Annotated in this window: 18 protein-coding genes and 1 rRNA gene; 9 read left to right on the top strand and 10 right to left on the bottom strand. The window is 37.6% G+C overall.

The genetic code is table 11. From position 1 onward, the window contains the following. Nucleotides 1-182: 182 nt before the first annotated feature. Nucleotides 183-647 carry a hypothetical protein gene (locus tag CRT24_RS02625; RefSeq protein ID WP_099369709.1) on the top strand — a complete coding sequence of 155 codons (465 nt, stop codon included), beginning with the start codon at nt 183-185 and terminating at the stop codon, nt 645-647. On the opposite strand, the gene CRT24_RS02620 is transcribed toward CRT24_RS02625, so the two are convergent. From CRT24_RS02620 to CRT24_RS02605, 4 genes are all read right to left on the bottom strand, one after another. Beyond that, on the bottom strand, nt 644-1399 hold the full coding sequence (locus tag CRT24_RS02620; RefSeq protein ID WP_099369708.1) for a LytTR family DNA-binding domain-containing protein: 756 nt from the start codon (nt 1397-1399) through the stop codon (nt 644-646). The genes CRT24_RS02625 and CRT24_RS02620 overlap by 4 nt on opposite strands. A 1-nt stretch (nt 1400) precedes the next feature. Next, nucleotides 1401-2426: a sensor histidine kinase gene (locus tag CRT24_RS02615; RefSeq protein ID WP_099369707.1), complete on the bottom strand. Its 1026-nt coding sequence runs from the start codon at nt 2424-2426 to the stop codon at nt 1401-1403. Between the two features lie 4 nt (nt 2427-2430). Next, entirely contained in the window at nt 2431-3039 is a 609-nt protein-coding gene (locus tag CRT24_RS02610) for a type IV pilus biogenesis/stability protein PilW (protein ID WP_099369706.1), read from the bottom strand. Nucleotides 3040-3128: 89 nt separating this feature from the next. Next, nucleotides 3129-5273 carry a TonB-dependent receptor gene (locus CRT24_RS02605; protein ID WP_099369705.1) on the bottom strand — a complete coding sequence of 715 codons (2145 nt, stop codon included), beginning with the start codon at nt 5271-5273 and terminating at the stop codon, nt 3129-3131. 139 nt (nt 5274-5412) lie between these two features. Here CRT24_RS02605 and CRT24_RS02600 point away from each other — a divergent pair, with 139 nt between their 5' ends. The 4 genes from CRT24_RS02600 to CRT24_RS02585 all read left to right on the top strand — a co-directional run bounded on the left by CRT24_RS02600 (nt 5413) and on the right by CRT24_RS02585 (nt 9660). After that, nucleotides 5413-6480 carry an aminotransferase class I/II-fold pyridoxal phosphate-dependent enzyme gene (locus CRT24_RS02600; RefSeq protein WP_099369704.1) on the top strand — a complete coding sequence of 356 codons (1068 nt, stop codon included), beginning with the start codon at nt 5413-5415 and terminating at the stop codon, nt 6478-6480. Nucleotides 6481-6680: 200 nt separating this feature from the next. After that, nucleotides 6681-6968, top strand: coding sequence for an HU family DNA-binding protein (locus tag CRT24_RS02595; RefSeq protein ID WP_093099732.1), 288 nt, complete (start codon nt 6681-6683; stop codon nt 6966-6968). A gap of 8 nt (nt 6969-6976) precedes the next feature. Next, nucleotides 6977-7831 (top strand): hypothetical protein, encoded by an 855-nt coding sequence (locus CRT24_RS02590; RefSeq protein ID WP_099369703.1) that lies wholly within the window; start codon nt 6977-6979, stop codon nt 7829-7831. A gap of 275 nt (nt 7832-8106) precedes the next feature. Beyond that, nucleotides 8107-9660 (top strand): Rne/Rng family ribonuclease, encoded by a 1554-nt coding sequence (locus CRT24_RS02585; protein WP_099369702.1) that lies wholly within the window; start codon nt 8107-8109, stop codon nt 9658-9660. 39 nt (nt 9661-9699) lie between these two features. Here the strand turns inward: CRT24_RS02585 and miaA are convergent, their stop codons facing one another. From miaA to CRT24_RS02570, 3 genes are all read right to left on the bottom strand, one after another. Beyond that, nucleotides 9700-10632, bottom strand: coding sequence for a tRNA (adenosine(37)-N6)-dimethylallyltransferase MiaA (gene miaA / locus CRT24_RS02580; protein WP_099369701.1), 933 nt, complete (start codon nt 10630-10632; stop codon nt 9700-9702). Continuing rightward, on the bottom strand, nt 10611-11783 hold the full coding sequence (locus tag CRT24_RS02575; protein WP_099369700.1) for a Gfo/Idh/MocA family protein: 1173 nt from the start codon (nt 11781-11783) through the stop codon (nt 10611-10613). Before CRT24_RS02575 ends, miaA begins: the two co-directional genes overlap by 22 nt. A 72-nt stretch (nt 11784-11855) precedes the next feature. Further along, on the bottom strand, nt 11856-12626 hold the full coding sequence (locus CRT24_RS02570; protein WP_099369699.1) for a hypothetical protein: 771 nt from the start codon (nt 12624-12626) through the stop codon (nt 11856-11858). Nucleotides 12627-12704: 78 nt separating this feature from the next. On the opposite strand from CRT24_RS02570, the gene def reads away from it, so the two are divergent. Beyond that, nucleotides 12705-13292: a peptide deformylase gene (gene def, locus CRT24_RS02565; protein WP_099369698.1), complete on the top strand. Its 588-nt coding sequence runs from the start codon at nt 12705-12707 to the stop codon at nt 13290-13292. A gap of 151 nt (nt 13293-13443) precedes the next feature. On the opposite strand, the gene CRT24_RS02560 is transcribed toward def, so the two are convergent. From CRT24_RS02560 to CRT24_RS02550, 3 genes are all read right to left on the bottom strand, one after another. Further along, nucleotides 13444-14061 (bottom strand): trimeric intracellular cation channel family protein, encoded by a 618-nt coding sequence (locus CRT24_RS02560; protein WP_099369697.1) that lies wholly within the window; start codon nt 14059-14061, stop codon nt 13444-13446. 99 nt (nt 14062-14160) lie between these two features. Continuing rightward, nucleotides 14161-15849 (bottom strand): M56 family metallopeptidase, encoded by a 1689-nt coding sequence (locus CRT24_RS02555; RefSeq protein ID WP_099369696.1) that lies wholly within the window; start codon nt 15847-15849, stop codon nt 14161-14163. Between the two features lie 5 nt (nt 15850-15854). Further along, nucleotides 15855-16214 carry a BlaI/MecI/CopY family transcriptional regulator gene (locus CRT24_RS02550; RefSeq protein WP_099369695.1) on the bottom strand — a complete coding sequence of 120 codons (360 nt, stop codon included), beginning with the start codon at nt 16212-16214 and terminating at the stop codon, nt 15855-15857. A 215-nt stretch (nt 16215-16429) separates the two neighbouring features. On the opposite strand from CRT24_RS02550, the gene CRT24_RS02545 reads away from it, so the two are divergent. From CRT24_RS02545 to CRT24_RS02535, 3 genes are all read left to right on the top strand, one after another. Continuing rightward, complete coding sequence (locus CRT24_RS02545) at nt 16430-17350, top strand: NADP-dependent oxidoreductase (RefSeq protein ID WP_099369694.1); 921 nt, start codon at nt 16430-16432, stop codon at nt 17348-17350. A 9-nt stretch (nt 17351-17359) separates the two neighbouring features. Further along, nucleotides 17360-17725: a TfoX/Sxy family protein gene (locus CRT24_RS02540; protein WP_099369693.1), complete on the top strand. Its 366-nt coding sequence runs from the start codon at nt 17360-17362 to the stop codon at nt 17723-17725. Between the two features lie 591 nt (nt 17726-18316). Continuing rightward, a 16S ribosomal RNA gene (locus tag CRT24_RS02535) occupies nt 18317-18562 on the top strand; the annotation flags it as partial.

Genomic DNA, 18562 nt, shown 5'->3' with positions numbered 1-18562 from the left:
ATGTTTTAATTGTAAAATATATGTTAAAGTAACATTTAACAAGAATTAATGCGCTGAAAAACAAATGTTTGAACAATCATTTTCAGACTGATAGTTTTGTGTGATTGTGATAATTTTCTAAAAATAACAAATATCTTTACTGAATGTCTTCATAAACAGTATTGATTTTAGGTAATTTAAAAATGAAGAAATATTTAATAATATTAGTGTGTGTCTTAACACTTGTAAACGTTTCTAGCGCTCAAGAAAATAAAGCGAAGGGCTGGATCTTTGGACCCTCCATTGGATATCAATATCAAAGTGGGAGTTTTTTGAAAGCTTCAGCATGGACATTATTTGCCCCTAATCAATCTCAATATATCAAATTTGATGCAGGTGCTAACTTCACTTGGATGCTAGATCAAACGACAGTCATACCAGAATTTGGAGTAACCTATTACCTCAATAATGTTGCCGTCTGGCCATTCATAAAAGGCGAAATCACACCCTATACAGCAACTGCTAAAGCAGGAATAAGTATTTTTTCAATGCTAGAACTATCTGCAGGATATGGATTCGACATAAATACAAAAGAAAACTTTAAACCAATTGATGGTTTTACAATTGGGGTAGGTATTAATGTACCTTTAAAATTTCACCTTAACTAACCTAACCAAGTTTTAAAATCCTGAACCCGTTCCCGACTAACAATAACATCTTTGCTAGGGTAATGAAACAATTCAATTCTAAGCCTGGAATTGGAATGGATAGAAATGTTTTTGATAGCCGAGATGTTGATTAAATGACCACGACTTATTCTAAAAAAATGCTCCGGATGTAATAAACCTTCAATTTGATCTAGACTGTGATCCAATAAATATTGGTCACTGTCCTTGGTAAAAATATACGTTCCTTTGTTTTCAGAATAAAAACATTCAATATCTTCGATGTTGATTAACTTAATGTTCTGGCCAATTTTTACTGTAAATCGGTTTTTAAAATTTGTGTGATTGTTGTTGAAAATCTCCTTAATCTGTTTGAGGTTTAATTCTTGTCGATCATCTCTTAAACGTTCGAATTTATCGATAGCAAATGACAATTCATCCTGGGAGATGGGCTTCAGTAAATAATCGATGCTATTCATCTTAAATGCCTTTAAGGCAAATTCATCGTAAGCTGTAGTAAATATAATGGAGCTATCTATATCATTCCCATCAAAGATTTCAAACGACAATGCATCTGATAGCTGTATATCGAGGAATATCAAGTCAGGACAGGCATTCTCAGAAAACCACTTTCTAGCTTGTGCTACTGAATGTAGCATTTTGACATCAACTAAACCTAAATCATTAAGTTTTCGCATCAGTAGTCTAGCAGCTGGTTTTTCATCCTCAATAATAACTGTAGAATAATCTTTCATCTTATAGCATTGGCATTTTAACAATAAACATGTCTTGAGATTTTGAAATATGAATATCTTTCTTGCTCGTAAGTAAGTATCGGTCGCGGATATTTCGCAATCCTATTTTTGTAGATGCGGAATGACTTGATTTTTCTTGCAAGTTGTTTTCAACGACCAACATGTCCGTTTCATCATAAATCCTTATTTTTAATGGTTGTTCTTCGGATATTTTATTGTGCTTTATGCAGTTTTCTAAAAGTAACTGTAAGGACAAAGGAACCGTTTTTTTATTCAGGTTCTTATCATCAATTAAGTTTTCGTATTGAATAGAGTTCTCAAACCTCAATTGTAAGAGAGTAATATAATCCTTAGCAAATTCCAATTCTTCCTTAATAGTTACATATTCCTGTTCTTTATGTTCCAAAATGTACCTGTAAATTCCTGATAATGATTTTGTGTATGAAATCGCGTTTTTTTGATCTTCCTCAATTAAGCCAATCAAGACATTAAGGCTGTTGAATAGAAAGTGCGGATCTATCTGGTTTTTTAAGGACTCCAGCTGGGCTGTCGCCTCGCCAGCAATAAGTTTTTGATGTGCTATCTGTCGGTTCTTGAATTGTTTGTAATAGTAAAAGCCATACCAGCCAAGACCTATCAGAATCGCAATTATAGTTATTGGAATATAGCCATACCAAAATTCATTCTGTATAAAATGATCAAACGACTTCCCGAGCCATAAAACTTCGATGGAAAAATTTATGAGAAAAACTACAATAGGTGCAAAAATGATGGTTAAAATAATATATCCAAGGATATGAGAAATTGCCTTGGACCTGTCGGGAATCAGCTTTTTCAACAATAAACCCGTAAAAGAACCAGTTAAATAAAGAAAAATACCATAGGCAATTCCGGCTACAGATTCTGGAGCAGTAATAAAAGACATTTCTAAGCTCCCAGTCGCAAATAAAACAAAAATTGCAATGCAAAAATAAATCATTAAACTAATGATGATTGCATATAACAACGAGGTTAGAAATGTCTTCATAAAATTATTTACACTCTTTTAGCAGCGCTTCTGCCCTTTCTTTTCCCCAAGTAGGATAAAATAATTCGGCGGGCTTTTCATCGCTGAATAAAGTTAATGCTTTCTGTAAACTTTCGCATTCTTCCTTGGTATCTCCACCCATATATTTCTTGGATTGAATATTGAATTCCGCTAAACCAATCAATGCTCTTGGATTTTTAGGATCCATCTTAATCGCAGTCTCATAATCTGCTATAATGGACGGAGATAATATCATGGCTTTGTTCATTGGGTCGCTGGTAAGGTCAGATGTGCTCGCTAAAGCCCTTAACACCAGCCATTCGGAATTTAAGTTTTCTTTAGGGATCAATTCATTGATCTTCTTCAATGCATTAGTCTTTTCTGCCTCATCCTGAATACCAAATGAATGAGTAATAAGTGTCAATGTTTGATAATATTTTGGTAGCCATTTATCCTGCTCTGCCTGGGCTATTCTTTCAAGTTGAGCACTGGCTTCTTTTGTCTTCCCAGTCCCCCATAATTGTAAGGCCTCACCCATAGCTTTCTCATAATTTCCTTGTCCATAGCTTGACAGGCAAAAGAATGTCAATACTGTTAAAATTAGTGTCTTCATGTTTTTTTGTTTTGTATAATAAATTTCCTAATTCCTATAAATGTTTTAAAATATCCTTTGATGAATTGTAGATAATAAATGATGAACTGTTACAATTGGTCCAATTGATTATCCTTTTTGTTTTTACTGATGGTCCAAAAAAATCCTAAGAATAAAAACCTTTTGGCAGTTGGGGTTATTGCTCTACTATCAAATCGTCCGTTTGAATTGGGTTGTGGACTAAATTCATAGGTGTAAATCGGCTTATTGCCCAATAAATTGGTAACTGAAAAAAATAGAATCTTCTGCTGTGTCAATAAAAATGACCAACTAAAGGAAAGGTCGTTCTGAGGTTTCGTCATAGATTGCATAAACCCCGATAAATTAGGATCGTGGTATGGGCGCCCAGAAATATAGGTATTCGTCAAACCCAATTGTGATCTAAGATTTGATATCCAATATTTACCTACAACAGAAAAATAATGCTTGGATAAATAGTCTGGTTGAACAGAAAATTCATAATTCCTTTCAAGCTTTTTGGCATCCGTATAGGAATACGAAATCCAATAATGCAAATTGGGAATGCTTTGGCTGTCTTTCCAGAAAAAATCTATTCCCTTTAGTTGGCCATATCCCTTATTCGTGAAGATTGAATTGTACTGTGGAATGACATCATTGTAGGTGATCAATCTTTTGTAATCCTTATAAAAACCTTCTAAACGGACCATCTGACCCTTATTTTGATAAGTGTAATTTAAGATATAGTGATCGGCAGATTGCCACAATAGGTCGCTCTGAAATTTGTAGATATCAACCCCGGGTTCTTGATGATATTTTCCATAGGAGAGGGAAAGAAGATGGTTCTTGAAAGGGTTATAACCTATTGCTGCCCTGGGTTCCAAAAAACGCTGGTTTCTCAAGTTATCGGTGTATCGCAAACCTAAATCAAACGTCAATTGAGGAAATATCCGATATTGACCTTCAGAAAATACTCCTATGATTGAACGATTGAAACCATAGGAAAACGGATTACTATCCGCAGGAATGAATTGCTCATTTATATCGGTTAGAAAATGCTCTCCACCGATCATCCAATTCCAGCGATTTGCATTTTTCTTGACCAATATTTTAGCGTGAGTACTTGTTTCTTTTGATGGAAGATTAAAATTGTAGTAGCCTAGTTTCTTATCTAGGTATCCAAGTCCCAAGCCAGCTTCAAGCTTCCAATTCGAAGGCAGGTAATATGAAAAATTGCTGTTCATATAGTAATTTTTGCTCTTTACGGAAGTGTTTATTTCTTGACTGTAAATAGCACTATAGTCGTCGAAGCTGAAATTTTCTGATGCAAATGAGGCATAAAGATTGAAGAAATGTTTGTCACCTTTATTTCTGAAAATCGCTTCCCCTGATGCCTGCTCGTATGGTTTGTGCCATTTTAAATCTTGCTTTATGATCCCTGTGTAAGGTTTGAGATTTGTATAGTTGGCATTAATACTTAGCGAACTATTTCCCCATTTTTGGGAATTGCTAGCTCCTAAACCTACGGTAGAAAATGAAAGTTCCGTTTTGGGTTGATCAATCATCTGTGAGCTGGTCAAATTGAGAATTCCCGATAGGGCATTCCCAAACTCTGCACCATAACCTCCAGTAGAAAAGTTGGTCCCCTTAAACAAAAATGGTGAAAAACGACCGCGAACAGGAACACCATTGGCGGATGCGGTATAGGGTTGATTTACCAAAATGCCATTTATGAAAGTCTGGGTTTCACTGGGGTCGCCGCCTCTAACCATCAATCGACCATTTTCACCCGCGATCTGCGCCCCTGGAAGTTTTCCCAAGGCCGCAATAATATTTCCCATACTTCCAGCAGTGGTCACTATATCCAATGGCGTTAATACAGAATTAGATTGGTTGCTGACACTGATCTGTCCCGCCCTAACAGTCACAGCTTCAATAGAGTTGCTCTCAGAAACCATCACAAGGTCGAAATATAAACTGTCTCGAATCTCAATTTCCAGTTGCTGTGTCGTATAACCAACACAACTCAAAACAAGACGCTGCTTCCCAGTGGTAGTCGTAGAAAACTTAAATTGACCCGTAGAATCGCTGGAAGATCCATCATAACTCCCAGCTATAAAAATATTTACATCTGAAATGCCTTGATGTTTCTGATTAGTTACCTTTCCACTGATGGTCTGTCCAGAAAGTGAAAATGAAAAGATAAATAACAGAAAAAGGGTTAGCCAAAATTTCATAATAGCGATTTTGTACAATAATATCCTTATAAATGAAATTGATAAATTATTTGAATCTCAATTGGAGAATAACCCTGATGAGTCGTGGAATCCGTAGTTTGAAAGGTTTTTGTACATTTGTGGTCAGATAACTTTTACCATGACCTCCTTTAGAAACCTTGATCAAACTACAGGACGAATTATTAGCCTTGACGGAATAGACTACCTTTTTTTTGGCGGAACTGCTTATTTGGGATTATTGTCGAATCCTGAATATATCGAATTATATAAGTCGGGTATCGACAAATACGGGCTGAATAATGGAACCTCAAGAACTAATAATGTACAACTAGGAATTTATGATGAGGTAGAATCCCATCTTGCAGAACGATTCGGATTCCAATCTTCAGCATTACTTTCGAGCGGTTATTTAGCAGGTCAAGTTGTGGTACGTTCGCTAAAAGCTAACAGAACTTTGCTGTACGCCCCAGGAAGCCATCCAGCACTTTGGATGGACCAAAGCCCAATTGTTACAGAAATTGATTTTGAAACTTGGTCCAAGAATACAATCGAGTTTATTAATAATGCTATTGAAACGGATTTTATCGTCGTCTCAAATTGTATAGACAACCTAACTCCCCAACGATATGACTTTTCAATCTTTAAAAATGTAAATCCGAATAAAAACCTTCTATTGGTTCTTGATGATTCACATGGGATAGGGGTGCTACATAAAAACAAAATATCTACAGATCTAGAGAATTTAAGAAAAGCCAACATTGAAATAGTTGTTTTGGCATCTCTGGCAAAAGGTATGGGAACGGATGCTGGAGTAGTTTTGGGAAGCAATGAAATCATTGCACAAATAAAGAAAAACCCAATTTTTAATGGTGCGTCACCAACTTCCCCAGCGGCCTTGTATGCTCTGATTAAAGGTGAAAAAATCTATGCTGAAGCATACGACAGAATGAAAGAAAACACTCAGCTATTAGCTAAATTAACCAGTGAAACAAACCTGAGCCACATACCGGATTTTCCAGTGTTCAGTTCTACCAAGCCATTTCTTTACAGAAATTTATTGAATCACAATATATTGATTTCTAGCTTTCCATATCCTTTAGCGACTAGTCCATTATTAAATAGAATAGTAATTTCGGCGTTGCACACTGAAAATGATGTTCGTCATCTGTCTGAAATATTGTGTTCAGAAAAATCATTAATACTTTGATAGTCAATAAAATAATTGTAGCTTTGCAAGCCTTTTGAAATGTAATATTGGGGAAGTAATCTACTAAATCATTGAATGATAGTGGTTTGGATTAAAAAAAAACGTAAAAATATTTCCATTACTCATTTTAAAAAGATACTTTTGCATCCCCAAACGGGCTGTTAAGCTTAGGGTATAGATTAATAAGAGTAAAAATAGATATGACTAAAGCAGAAATTATTGCAGAAATCTCTAACAAGACTGGTTTAGAGAAGGTTGATGTACAAGAAACCGTTGAAGCATTCTTCAAAGTAGTTAAAAGCGCTATGATTGGCGGTGAGAATGTTTACGTAAGAGGTTTTGGAAGTTTTGTGGTTAAAAAGAGAGCCGAAAAAACAGCACGTAACATCTCTAAAAACACAGCTATTATCATTCCTGAGCACTATGTGCCTAGCTTCAAACCTGCAAAAGTATTTGTAGAGAAAGTTAAAAACGGTAATAAAAAATAATCATCTACATGAAAAACACCAAGCAAATCCAGATCATCGTTTTAGCAGCAGTAGTCCTTGTGATAGGGTTCCTTTTGTTTAAACCTGTGAAGGGCTTGGTTAATGAAGATGAAAAAACTGCAGCAGCAGCAACTTCATCCCAAGGTGCTGCCGCTTCAGCTCAGTTTAACCTGAGCTCCGTTTCAGAAGCTGCAAAAAAAGGTTTAAACCCCGCAATTGTTAATGAAATATCAGATCTAGAAGCTAAAGCCAATAAAGCTGATGGTGCAGAAAAAGTGAAAATTTATCAGCAAATTGCCGATAAATGGAACGACGTCGAAAAATCAGTGCCTCAAGCTTATCTGTACGAGGAAATGGCAAAATTAGAACCTAAATTTGAATATTGGTTGAAATCCGGGGACAACTTTAGAAAAGGATACACAAATCTCCAAGATACGACCCTTGCAACAGCATTGAACCTCAAAGCAATCGAAGTTTATCAAAAAGCCGTAGATTTGAACGGCGCAAGCTTAGACGCAAAAACAGGATTAGGTGCAGCAATGGTTACGGGAACAAACAACCCAATGGCAGGAATCGCCATCTTGAGAGAAGTCGTGCAAGCAGACCCTAAAAACCTAGAGGCTAACAAAACTTTAGGCCTGTTCTCATTACAGTCGCGCCAATTCGACCGTGCTATCGATCGTTTTAAAATTGTAATTGAACAAAAACCTGATGCTGAATCTTATTTTTATTTAGCAACAGGATATGAAAATATAGGGATGAAGAATGAAGCCATCGCCGCTTTTCAGAAAAGCAAAGAAATGGCAGCAGATCCTAGTCTCTCCCAGTTCATCGATCGAAGGATCCAAGAACTAAGTAAGTAATTAACACATTTTTTAAAATCATTTAAAAACATTAAAGCTATGCCAAGCGGAAAAAAAAGAAAAAGACACAAAATGGCTACTCACAAACGTAAAAAACGTTTAAGAAAAAATAGACACAAGAAAAAATAAATATAAAGCCTAGCTTTATTATTCAAGTCATACAATCTATGATCGAGTAATCATCATAGATTGTTTTTTTCATTAAACGGTTTTATGTTTAACCGGACATTACACGTTGTGGAGCGAGTCCACAACAGTCCTTAATTTAGTAGCTGTTGGTAAAGGAATTAATTATCGATTCAGTCCCCGACAAAGGGGTGACTATTGCTTTACTACAGGACAAACAACTAGTAGAACTAAACAGGGAGCAAGCAGGCAACCATTATGCCGTAGGCGATATTTACTTAGGGAGAGTAAAGAAAATCATGCCCGGACTGAACGCCGCATTCGTAGACGTTGGATACGAAAAAGATGCATTCCTGCATTACCTCGACCTAGGACCTCAAGTACAATCCTTGATCAAATTAACAAGGGTAGTAAAGAACGGCAGTTATCAAGAGAAACTGCTCAATAGTTTGAAGCTTGAAAAGGACATTGACAAGGCTGGAAAAATATCTGATGTTTTAAGCCGAAATATGTTATTACCAGTGCAGATAGCCAAAGAACCTATCTCTACAAAAGGACCAAGGTTAAGCTCAGACTTATCCATAGCGGGACGATTCGTAGTACTGGTGCCATTTTCAAGTTCGGTTTCCATTTCCAAAAAGATAAAAGGCAGTGCCGAAAGAAATAGGCTCAAGAAAATTGTGGAAAGCATTAAACCCGCAAACTTCGGAGTAATTATAAGAACGGTATCGGAAGGGAAAGGAGTTGATGAACTCCAAAAAGACCTACTGGACCTAATATCCAAATGGGAATTGTTCACCAAACGCCTTAAGACTGCTGAACCCCCTCAGAAAGTGCTCGGTGAAATGGATCGTGCATCCACCATCCTGCGTGATATCCTAACAGATGAATTCACTCATATATATGTAAATGACAATGAAATCTTCGAGGAGGTAAAATCATATATTCAAGAGATATCGCCAGACCTGGAAAAAATAGTGAAATTCTATAAAGGAAAAGAACCTATTTTTGACCATTTCGGCGTAGAAAAGCAAATTAAGGCGTCATTCGGCAAGACTGTTAACCTCCAAGGTGGTGCATACCTCGTAGTAGAACACACAGAAGCACTACACGTCATCGACGTCAATAGCGGTAACAGAATTGCAAACAAAGAAAATCAAGAAGATAACGCACTCCTCGTAAATAAGGAAGCTGCAAAAGAAATTGCCCGACAGCTTAGGCTAAGGGATATGGGTGGAATTGTAGTAATCGATTTTATCGATATGCACAAAGCACCAAACAGAAAAGAATTGTATGGATTCTTAAAGGAATGCATGCTCAGCGATAGAGCTAGACATACCATTCTCCCTCCTAGTAAATTTGGACTCGTCCAAATAACTAGACAAAGAGTCAGACCCGAAATGAGCATCGTCACTAATGAAAAGTGCCCTGCTTGTGACGGAACAGGCGAAATTAGATCGAGTATCGTCCTTTTAGACGATATTGAAAACAATTTGAGCTTTATTCTGCAAGAACAAAACGAAGTAGGGGTAACACTATGTGTCCACCCATATATCGCCGCTTACATCAAATCTGGACTCATCTCCAGAAGAATGAAATGGTTCCTGAAATACTGGAAATGGATAAAAGTGAAAGAAGTGAGCGCTTATCACCTCACCGAATTTCACTTCTTCAACTCCAAAGACGAAGAAATCAAATTGTAATATAAAAAAGCAGGTTATATAATATATAGCCTGCTTTTTTTATTGGCTGTCAATCCAGATAATCCGAATGCCATCCCGCTCCATCTTGCGAAAATAGGTCATCTGCCGTTTCGCAAAACGATGGATTTCAGTCCGCAACTTCTCCTTAAACTGAGAAAAATCAAAATCCCTCTGCAAATATCGCGAGACGTACTTATATTCTAATCCAAACCATTGAAGCCGCTCATGGTCAATTCCAGAATTAATCAAGTCTTCAACTTCTTCCAACAAGCCTTCCTCCATCCTTGAATTCAACCGTACGTCAATTCTTTCTCGCCGAATCTCCAATGAAGGGTTTAACCCTAGGATTAAATAGTTCTTTACTAGTGGACCGTTTGAATTGGGAAGTTCATAATTTGATAAATATTCAAGAATCTCCAAAGACCTCACCAATCTCTTTTGATTGTTCCAATCAATTTTAAAATCTGCCGGAATGGAATAGGATTTTATTTTTTCAATCAGTTCCTCTTTGTCAAAAACTGAAAGCTCATTCTGCAATTCCCTGTTTTTAGGTACGGAACTGTAAGGCCTTGACTCTAAAAGACTTTGAATATAGGAGCCAGATCCTCCGCATAATATAGGCAACTTATTCCTACCCAATATATCTTGGTAGGCAACCAAAAAATCATTTTTAAACTCATCAACATCATATTTCTCATCCGGATTTATGATATCAATAAGGTGGTAGGGGATTTGATTATATTCTTTTAAATCTTTCCCTGTTCCTATATCTAGCTTTCTATATACTTGCCTGGAATCGGCGGAGATTATCTCTCCGTCAAAAACCTCTGCTAGTTTTACGGCTAATTTGGTCTTTCCAGAGGCTGTAGGACCAAGCACGATTAAAAGAAAATCAGGCGAAAGGTTCTCTTTCGCCTGATGTATAAACTGAATCAGTTCTGGAAATTTTGTTAAATCACGAACTTGGTCCATTTTTCATTGCTTTCATTGCTGGCAACTACCGTGTCAATAAATGCCATACCACGAACACCATCATTTACATTTGGAAAATCCAACTGCTCAGGTGTAGGCGTTTTACCATCTTTCTTGGCAGCAACAGTGGCCGCAAAATTACGGTAGATATTCGCAAATGACTCTAGTAAGCCCTCTGGGTGACCAGCAGGAATTCTCGTATTGTGTGTCGCAAATGTACTCAAGGTAAATGGAGCAGCATAAGCGTTTCCTGTGCGATAGTATTGTCTAGGCTGATCCAGCATCTTAACAATAAGATTGTTTGGATCCTCATTCGCCCATTCAACGCCACCTTTCTCACCATAAATACGGAACCTAACAGCATTTTCTTCTCCAGCGCAGATCTGAGAAGCTGTAAGAACTCCCTTGGCACCTTCAGTAAATCTTAACAATACTGATCCATCATCGTCCAATTGGCGGCCTTCAACAAATGATGTTAAGTCAGCACAAACCTCCGTAATCCTAAGGCCAGTAACATATTCCGCCAAATGAGCTACGTGTGTACCGATATCGCCCATAGCTAAGGATTTTCCTGAACGCTTAGGGTCTGTACGCCAGGCAGCACCTGCATTGCCCTCACGCTCTGTCAATCGACTCAACCAACCCTGTGGATACTCTACCAAAATCTTGCGGATCTTTCCGAAATGACCTTCCTTAATCATAGCTTTAGCTTGCTTTACCATAGGATAGCCCGAATAGGTATGAGTCAAACATAAAGTACGACCCGTACGCTCAACAATCTTTTGTAATTCTAAAGCCTCCTCCAAGGAAACAGTCATTGGCTTCTCAACAACAACGTCAAACCCGCTCTCTAATGCCAATTTTGCAGGCTCAAAGTGTAAAAAATTTGGAGTTACGATCGTTACAAAATCCATACGCTCCCCATCAGGAAGCTTCGCCTCTTGCTCGATCATCTCCTGATAACTTACATATACTCTCTCTTCAGGAACAAATAAATCTTCGCCCGATTGTAAAGAAATCTCTCTATTAACACTGAAAGTACCACATACTAACTCAATTTTGCCGTCCATAAAGGCAGCAATGCGGTGTACAGCTCCTATAAAGGCATCGTTTCCACCACCGACCATGCCCATGCGAAGTTTTCGTTTCATAAGGAATAAATTTCGATTGATTAAGCAATAAATATAATAAAACTTTAATGATTCCTAAGAATCATTAATAGATTAGCATACACTAAATACTAGTTTTATGCTTCCACTATTCTGATAAAGATAACCATTGGGGTGGTTTTCAGAAACTTCCAATAAATCCTTCTCACTGGATATAGAAAATTGCCGACCCTCACTTATCCAAAATGTTTCCGCTTCCCTATATCCTTTTTCCGTAAATCCGATTTTCTTCAAAGATGATTCCTGAGACCAATCAAGGTCTACATAAGTCATTATATCATTCGGGCGGAAATCTTTGATAAAACCACGGATTAACTTAGAAAGTCCACCAACCACAAGATGGTCAGATTTATGGCAAAATCTCAAGAGCTCAAATGATCTGTAATCTTCACCATGATCCTTCATCCTCCGCCCACCGCTGAAAATGGCAATGGAAACCAATTCTCCATCCTCATATAAACCATAACGATATTTTCCCGGCAGAGCAATCTGCAAATGTTGGTCCTCTTGAAATGTCATCGCCGTCCTCTTATCAATCCTTGCCAAAACCGTCTCCCGCGCATAAACCCTACGTGCATGTCCAGAAAGCGCCTTTATCCTATTCTTAATCTTTAGAGTTTGACTTGACAATTGCTGCGCAGTTAGGATAACCTTTCTTTTTACATCGTCACCAATATTGGCTCCAATTTTTTCAATGATGAATATATCAAAGGACAAATTAGGACAGGTGAGTTTCGTATAATCCGATTCTACTTGTAAATTACAGTCATGATCTAATTCCTCTTTGATATAATCATAGAGATTACCTATTTCCTGGGATACCATAACGCAAAAATAAGTCAATTCATTCAATATGGAACCTCTCCTAAATTATTAATACCTTTGTACCGTAAAGAGAAACAAATGAAATTACCTATAGTAGCATATGGAGATCCGGTTTTGCGTCAAAGAACCGAAGAGATTGATGAGGATTATCCAGAATTGAAACAGCTTATTGACAATATGTTTGAAACAATGTATGCAGCAAATGGAGTGGGGCTAGCAGCTCCGCAAATCGGTTTGCCTATTAGATTGTTTGTCATAGATGCATCACCATTCGGTGAAGATGATGAGGATGGACCGGGTGATCCTACAGCAAAAGATTTTAAACGCGTATTCATAAACCCTATTCTAGTCGAAGAAAATGGTGAAAAATGGGCCTTTTCCGAAGGATGCCTAAGTATACCTCATATCAATGAAGAAGTGTCCAGGAAAAAAGATGTAGTCATAAACTACTTGGACGAGAACTTTGAAGAACAGGAAGAATCGTTGACAGGATTGGCTGCAAGAGTAGTTCAGCACGAATATGACCACATCGAAGGAAAGCTATTCATCGATAAACTCGGCCCCCTGAAAAAAGCAATGTTGAAAAGTAAACTTGACAATATCTCTAAAGGATTGGTTAGAGTTTCTTATAAAATGTCATTTCCCCAACTGAAAAAGAAAAGATAATTTAATTTGCCGCAGTGGTCGGTGTCACCACCGACCACCAAATTCGCAGCGGTAAGTGTCCCCACCGATCATCAAATTGCCGTGGTTGGTATACCCACCAATCACTAAACTGTGAAAGTGTCTTATGTCTTATGTCTAATGTCTATTCCCTTCATTCAGACTTCTCCATCACCTGCACCGTAGGCAATGATAAATTATACTTAACAGATAAAAACCGTATCCCAAAAACTACAGCAGCACTGATAAAAGCATTTAAATTTTCATGAATAGGGGTGAGGGTCAAAAGAACATAAGTTATCGCACCAGCTAAACAGGCCGAAGCATAGATTTCCTTCCTCAAGATCAAAGGTGTAACGTTCATTAATACGTCACGTATTACACCACCCATACATGCTGAAAACATCCCCAACATAACAGCGGCTATAGCACTGCTCTCATAAGCTAGCGATTTCTCAACGCCTACAACAGTGAAAAAGCCAATCCCCAAAGCATCAAATAAAAATAAAGTGCGGGCAAAACTGTCCAAATGCTTGTTGAAAAGGATCGAAATAAATACCCCAACAAAAATAGCAATCAAATAATTGCCATCCTCAACCCAAACAGGTCGAATGTTTAAAAATACATCCCTAAGTGAACCGCCACCAATTGCCGTCACAAAACCCATAAAAGTGGCGCCAAAAATATCAATGCCGTAACGGTTAGCTGCCATAGCACCCGAAATAGCAAATACCATAGTTCCTAATAAATCAATGCCGTAGATCAGATCCATCCCTTTATGCTTTATTTTCTATGCAATAATACATAAATCATTAACCAAAAAGAAAGGCCTCTATGAGGCCTCCTTAAACTAAACAACGAAACAATGATATTATTTTTGGACTTTCTCCTTCCATTCAGGACTCTCAAAATATTCCTGAACTTTCTTGCTGTCCGATTCAATCTTCTTGAGCTGTTCTTTCCATTCTGCTGAATTGAAATGATCCTGAACCTTGGCCGTCTCCTTCTCTATTTTTGCCATCTGATCTTTCCAATCAGCACTCTCAAAATAAGATGCTACTTCTTTCCCGCTCTCCTCCATCTTCTTTACTTGCTGTTTCCACTCTGGAGAATTGAAATACTTTTCTACTTGCCCTGCCTCCTTTTCAATATTGGCAACCTGTTGTTTCCATGCCGAACTCTCAAAATATGCTGACATCTTTTTCCCATTCTCCTCCATATCCTTAATCATCTTTTTCCACTTTGGAGAATCGAATTTCTCCTTCATCTTCAAAGAATTCTCGCTAATCTTGGCCACTTGAGCTTTCCATTCCGGTGAATTGTAGTATTCTTGGATCTTTTTTGAATTCGATTCGATCGAGCGCAGCGTATTTCTGACCTCTAACGGCAATTCTGAAGTGTCCTTGACAACACTTCCTTTATAAGCGATCTTGACTGGTTCTTTAGGTGTAGGTGGTACTTTAACCGCAGGCTCTATTAAATTAATTTCTTCCCCGACTTGCTCTATAATAACTTCTGAATTATTGTTAATTTCAGAGGTTTTAATCTCTTTTTCCTGGGCTGTGGTTTTATTGATCGGAATAATAATCGCTAATAGCAATAGAGCAATTCCGCTTAAAATAACTGCCATCAATTGGGGTCTTACGTTTTTATAATTTGTTTCCATTTTGGTAATGCGTTTTATTCTTTTAAATAAATGTTTTCTATTTCCTGTAGCTGCCATGGTCAGGACAGGATGTAAACTCATTCTTAATTCCTCCAGTTCAACCAAGGCCTGAGCATATGAAATTGGAGTTGAAATATGTGCTACAACCATGTCGTCGCAAGCATGTTTTCGCTCTTTTTCCATAACTTTTGATAATGCCCACACGAAAGGATTAAAGAACAGGATAGTTTCAATTCCTACTTTCAACAGATTGAAAAGATAATCATGCCGCTTTACATGAGCTAGCTCATGCAGAAGGATTGCTTCTATCTGTGCCGGCTCCATCTTATTGGCATAAGCTAATGGAAATAGTATGAATGGCTTGATATGACCCAAGGTAATCGGAACTGAAATCTTGTTCGAAAGATATAAACCTACAGATTTTGTAACCTTTAATTTAGTTTTCGCTGTCGAATAGATGCCCTTCCAGTTCTCAGGTATAGAATCAAGACCTTTGTATTTTAATGTTCTTAACTTGATTAAACTATTGAACAGTAATATGACCTGAACCAAAAATCCAAATACATATCCAACAACGACATAAGGCAATAGATTCTCCAACTTAAAACCTTCTTGAGTTCCTATTATCATCAAGTTTTTTAGTTCCTCTGGATTAATGGTTCTTAAATCCAATACCTGCTCAGGTGATCGATAGAAGTAAATGAATGTGAAGATAAAACTGATGAAAATTGATATCTGTGTTCCAAATGCTGCATTATGTTTATTTTTTGCAGACAGCGATGGTTGCATTAAGATATATAGACTATATAATATATACCAAATAGATGCTTGCCAGATGGAATGGATAATACTCCAACCCAATGCATTCCCAAAGTTAATTATAGAATTTTCCATGGCCTTTAATTTTCTAATGATTTTAAGAAAGCTTTTATCTCATCCAACTCTTCCTTGCTTGCGCGCTCATTGCCCAAAGCTTGCATAACGAGTCTTGAAGTGGAACCATTGTAGACAGAATCAATCATTTTGTCCAGTATTTTTCCTTGTGTCTCCTCCTTTACTAATTGGGCTGTATATAAATGAGTCTTTGAACTTGTGTCTCGACTAACCATACCTTTATCATGCATGATCTGCATTAATTTAAGAATGGTCGTATAGCCCACATCCTTTTTGTCAAGTGATTCAAATACTTCCCTTACACTGCTCTGGCCATTGGACCATAGCACTTGTAATATTTCCAATTCGCTATCTGTCGGTTTCATATAAGTATTGTTAGTATCTACGAATGTTTTCGTACTCAAATCTACGAAACCTTTCGTAATACCAAAATATTTCTTTAATATTTTTTATGAAAAATAAACAAAACATTGAAAATCAACTAAATAATATGTAAATAATTTGTTTGAAATATTTGTAAACGTTAAATTCAAAACTAATTTTACGGTTAAAGCATTGTTTATATATAGGAGTGATTAAAATGAAAGCAATAATATATGATTCATTTGGAAATCTAGAATCAGGGAAATACGAGGATATGGCTAACCCTGAGCTGAAGCCGGGAACTGTGTTGATCAATGTGCTGTACGCAGGAGTGATACCATTTGATGTCAAAGTGATCGAGAAAGTAATCCCAATGCCACATATTAAGTTCCCTTTTATACCAGGAGCGGAATTTTCAGGAGTAATTTTACAGGTAGCCAAAGATGTCGACAATTGGCAGGTTGGCGATTATGTTTGTGGTAATCCAAATAGTTATGGTGGTGCTTTTGCCGATCAGATAGTCGTGAAAACTGAGGAATTGTGTAAAATTCCTGAAGGATTGGCACTTGAGTCCGCCGCCGCATGCCCCGTATCCTCCTTGGCCGCATGGCATGGGCTCTTTAACGAAGGGACATTGAATAAAGGAGATAAAGTATTGATAATTGGAGCAACCGGCAATGTGGGATCTTTTGCAGTTCAATTTGCAGCACAAGCTGAATTAATTGTGTGCGCTGTAGGCTCCGCGCAATATGAATATGATACCCTAGCATTGGGCGCAAACTATTATCTCGACTATAAAAAACAGGATTACCTGGAAAACTTGCCCAAATTTGACCTTATCCTCGATATGGTTGGTGGTGAAAATCAAAAAAAATTAATACCCCTCTTAAAAGAAGGAGCCGTATTTATCAGTTTGGTCAATGAGCCTGATCCCGAAGAATTGAACTTATATAATGTGAAAGGTCTTATGCTGAATTCAGGATCTAATCCAAAACAATTGGAAGAAATCCTCGAATTGATCCAAATCGGAGAAATAAAAGTGAAGATTTCCAAAGTCTTGCTTATGCAAGATGCTGTTATAGGATTAGAGGAAGTAAAAGATGGAAAAGAAAATGGAAAGGTAATATTGAAAAACTGATAAAGCTTTATGGCATACAATGAATTGTTAGCAGATCGGGTCAGGGAATATTTAGTAGAGAGGACGAATGAAAAGATCTCTGAAAAATCTATGTTTGGAGGATTGGCATTTTTAGTCAATGAAAAGATGTGCATCAATATTTCTTCTGATATGTTGATGTGCAGGTTTGATCCTCACCGAACAAAGGAACTGTTGGAAAGACGTGGAGTTGAACCAATGATTATGCGAGGGAAGAGTTTGGATGGATATTGTCTTGTAAATCCAGAAGGTTTTTCCAATAATGGTGACTTTGAATTTTGGATGGAAGTCTGCTTGGACTATAATCCAGTTGCCGCGATCTCAAAAAAAACGGCGAAAAAGAAAACAAAGAAATAAACATCCTTTTCTTTGCAAAACCCCTTTCGGTACCCTTATAATCCTTGTTTTGGCAGATTTCGAATGATTGTTTTTAAAATTATTCGCCAATGCCATAGTGAGTTACGTGTTTCAACAAAAAATTCTTGTTACAAACTCTTGGAAGTAATGTGCAAATCTCCCTATCTTTGCACCACTCCGCAAGGGAGGAACGGCGATAACGCCACTGAAATAAAGGTAGTAGAAAGGTGAATAACCTTAACACTTATCAGGAAAACAAAAAATATTTTAAAATTAATTTTGTTTTTTAAAATAAAGTTTCTACCTTTGCAGTCCCAACAAACGGGAGCGACAACAAAACGCAATGTTTGAGTCGATAAAAATGACAGTTCAGGAGTGCTCAGAACACTCTACGAAATACAGCCGAAGCGCGAAGCGGAGGCGAGATAAGTTCTTTAAATGATCATGTAGCGCAGCGGAGTTTCCAATAGGAGACATACGCTGAAAAGATATACAAGATAAATCAATTCAGGTATCCCGGAGCGGGAGGAAAACATTAAAAACAAGACGTTTCTATTTATTATGAATAGTCACGGTCTTACACTTCATTTTACAATGGAGAGTTTGATCCTGGCTCAGGATGAACGCTAGCGGCAGGCCTAATACATGCAAGTCGGACGGGATCCGGGAGTAGCTTGCTACTTCCGGTGAGAGTGGCGCACGGGTGCGTAACGCGTGAGCAACCTGCCCATATCAGGGGGATAGCCCGGAGAAATCCGGATTAACACCGCATGACACGCCGGGACGGCATCGTTCCGGCGTCAAATATTCATAGGATATGGATGGGCTCGCGTGACA

This window comes from Sphingobacterium sp. 1.A.5 (genome assembly GCF_002734235.1).
Classification (GTDB): domain Bacteria; phylum Bacteroidota; class Bacteroidia; order Sphingobacteriales; family Sphingobacteriaceae; genus Sphingobacterium; species Sphingobacterium daejeonense.
The sequence above is the reverse complement of the archived record's forward strand: the minus strand, read 5'-3'. Positions and strand labels throughout refer to the sequence as shown.

Coding starts and splice junctions, on each gene's coding strand:
- CRT24_RS02560 (WP_099369697.1), bottom strand. CDS start 14,061: ATGGATCTGATCTACGGCATTGATTTATTAGGAACTATGGTATTTGCT.
- CRT24_RS02575 (WP_099369700.1), bottom strand. CDS start 11,783: ATGAAACGAAAACTTCGCATGGGCATGGTCGGTGGTGGAAACGATGCC.
- CRT24_RS02610 (WP_099369706.1), bottom strand. CDS start 3,039: ATGAAGACACTAATTTTAACAGTATTGACATTCTTTTGCCTGTCAAGC.
- CRT24_RS02615 (WP_099369707.1), bottom strand. CDS start 2,426: ATGAAGACATTTCTAACCTCGTTGTTATATGCAATCATCATTAGTTTA.
- CRT24_RS02600 (WP_099369704.1), top strand. CDS start 5,413: ATGACCTCCTTTAGAAACCTTGATCAAACTACAGGACGAATTATTAGC.
- CRT24_RS02595 (WP_093099732.1), top strand. CDS start 6,681: ATGACTAAAGCAGAAATTATTGCAGAAATCTCTAACAAGACTGGTTTA.
- miaA (WP_099369701.1), bottom strand. CDS start 10,632: ATGGACCAAGTTCGTGATTTAACAAAATTTCCAGAACTGATTCAGTTT.
- CRT24_RS02550 (WP_099369695.1), bottom strand. CDS start 16,214: ATGAAACCGACAGATAGCGAATTGGAAATATTACAAGTGCTATGGTCC.
- CRT24_RS02625 (WP_099369709.1), top strand. CDS start 183: ATGAAGAAATATTTAATAATATTAGTGTGTGTCTTAACACTTGTAAAC.
- CRT24_RS02545 (WP_099369694.1), top strand. CDS start 16,430: ATGAAAGCAATAATATATGATTCATTTGGAAATCTAGAATCAGGGAAA.
- CRT24_RS02540 (WP_099369693.1), top strand. CDS start 17,360: ATGGCATACAATGAATTGTTAGCAGATCGGGTCAGGGAATATTTAGTA.
- CRT24_RS02555 (WP_099369696.1), bottom strand. CDS start 15,849: ATGGAAAATTCTATAATTAACTTTGGGAATGCATTGGGTTGGAGTATT.
- CRT24_RS02590 (WP_099369703.1), top strand. CDS start 6,977: ATGAAAAACACCAAGCAAATCCAGATCATCGTTTTAGCAGCAGTAGTC.
- CRT24_RS02605 (WP_099369705.1), bottom strand. CDS start 5,273: ATGAAATTTTGGCTAACCCTTTTTCTGTTATTTATCTTTTCATTTTCA.
- CRT24_RS02570 (WP_099369699.1), bottom strand. CDS start 12,626: ATGGTATCCCAGGAAATAGGTAATCTCTATGATTATATCAAAGAGGAA.
- def (WP_099369698.1), top strand. CDS start 12,705: ATGAAATTACCTATAGTAGCATATGGAGATCCGGTTTTGCGTCAAAGA.
- CRT24_RS02620 (WP_099369708.1), bottom strand. CDS start 1,399: ATGAAAGATTATTCTACAGTTATTATTGAGGATGAAAAACCAGCTGCT.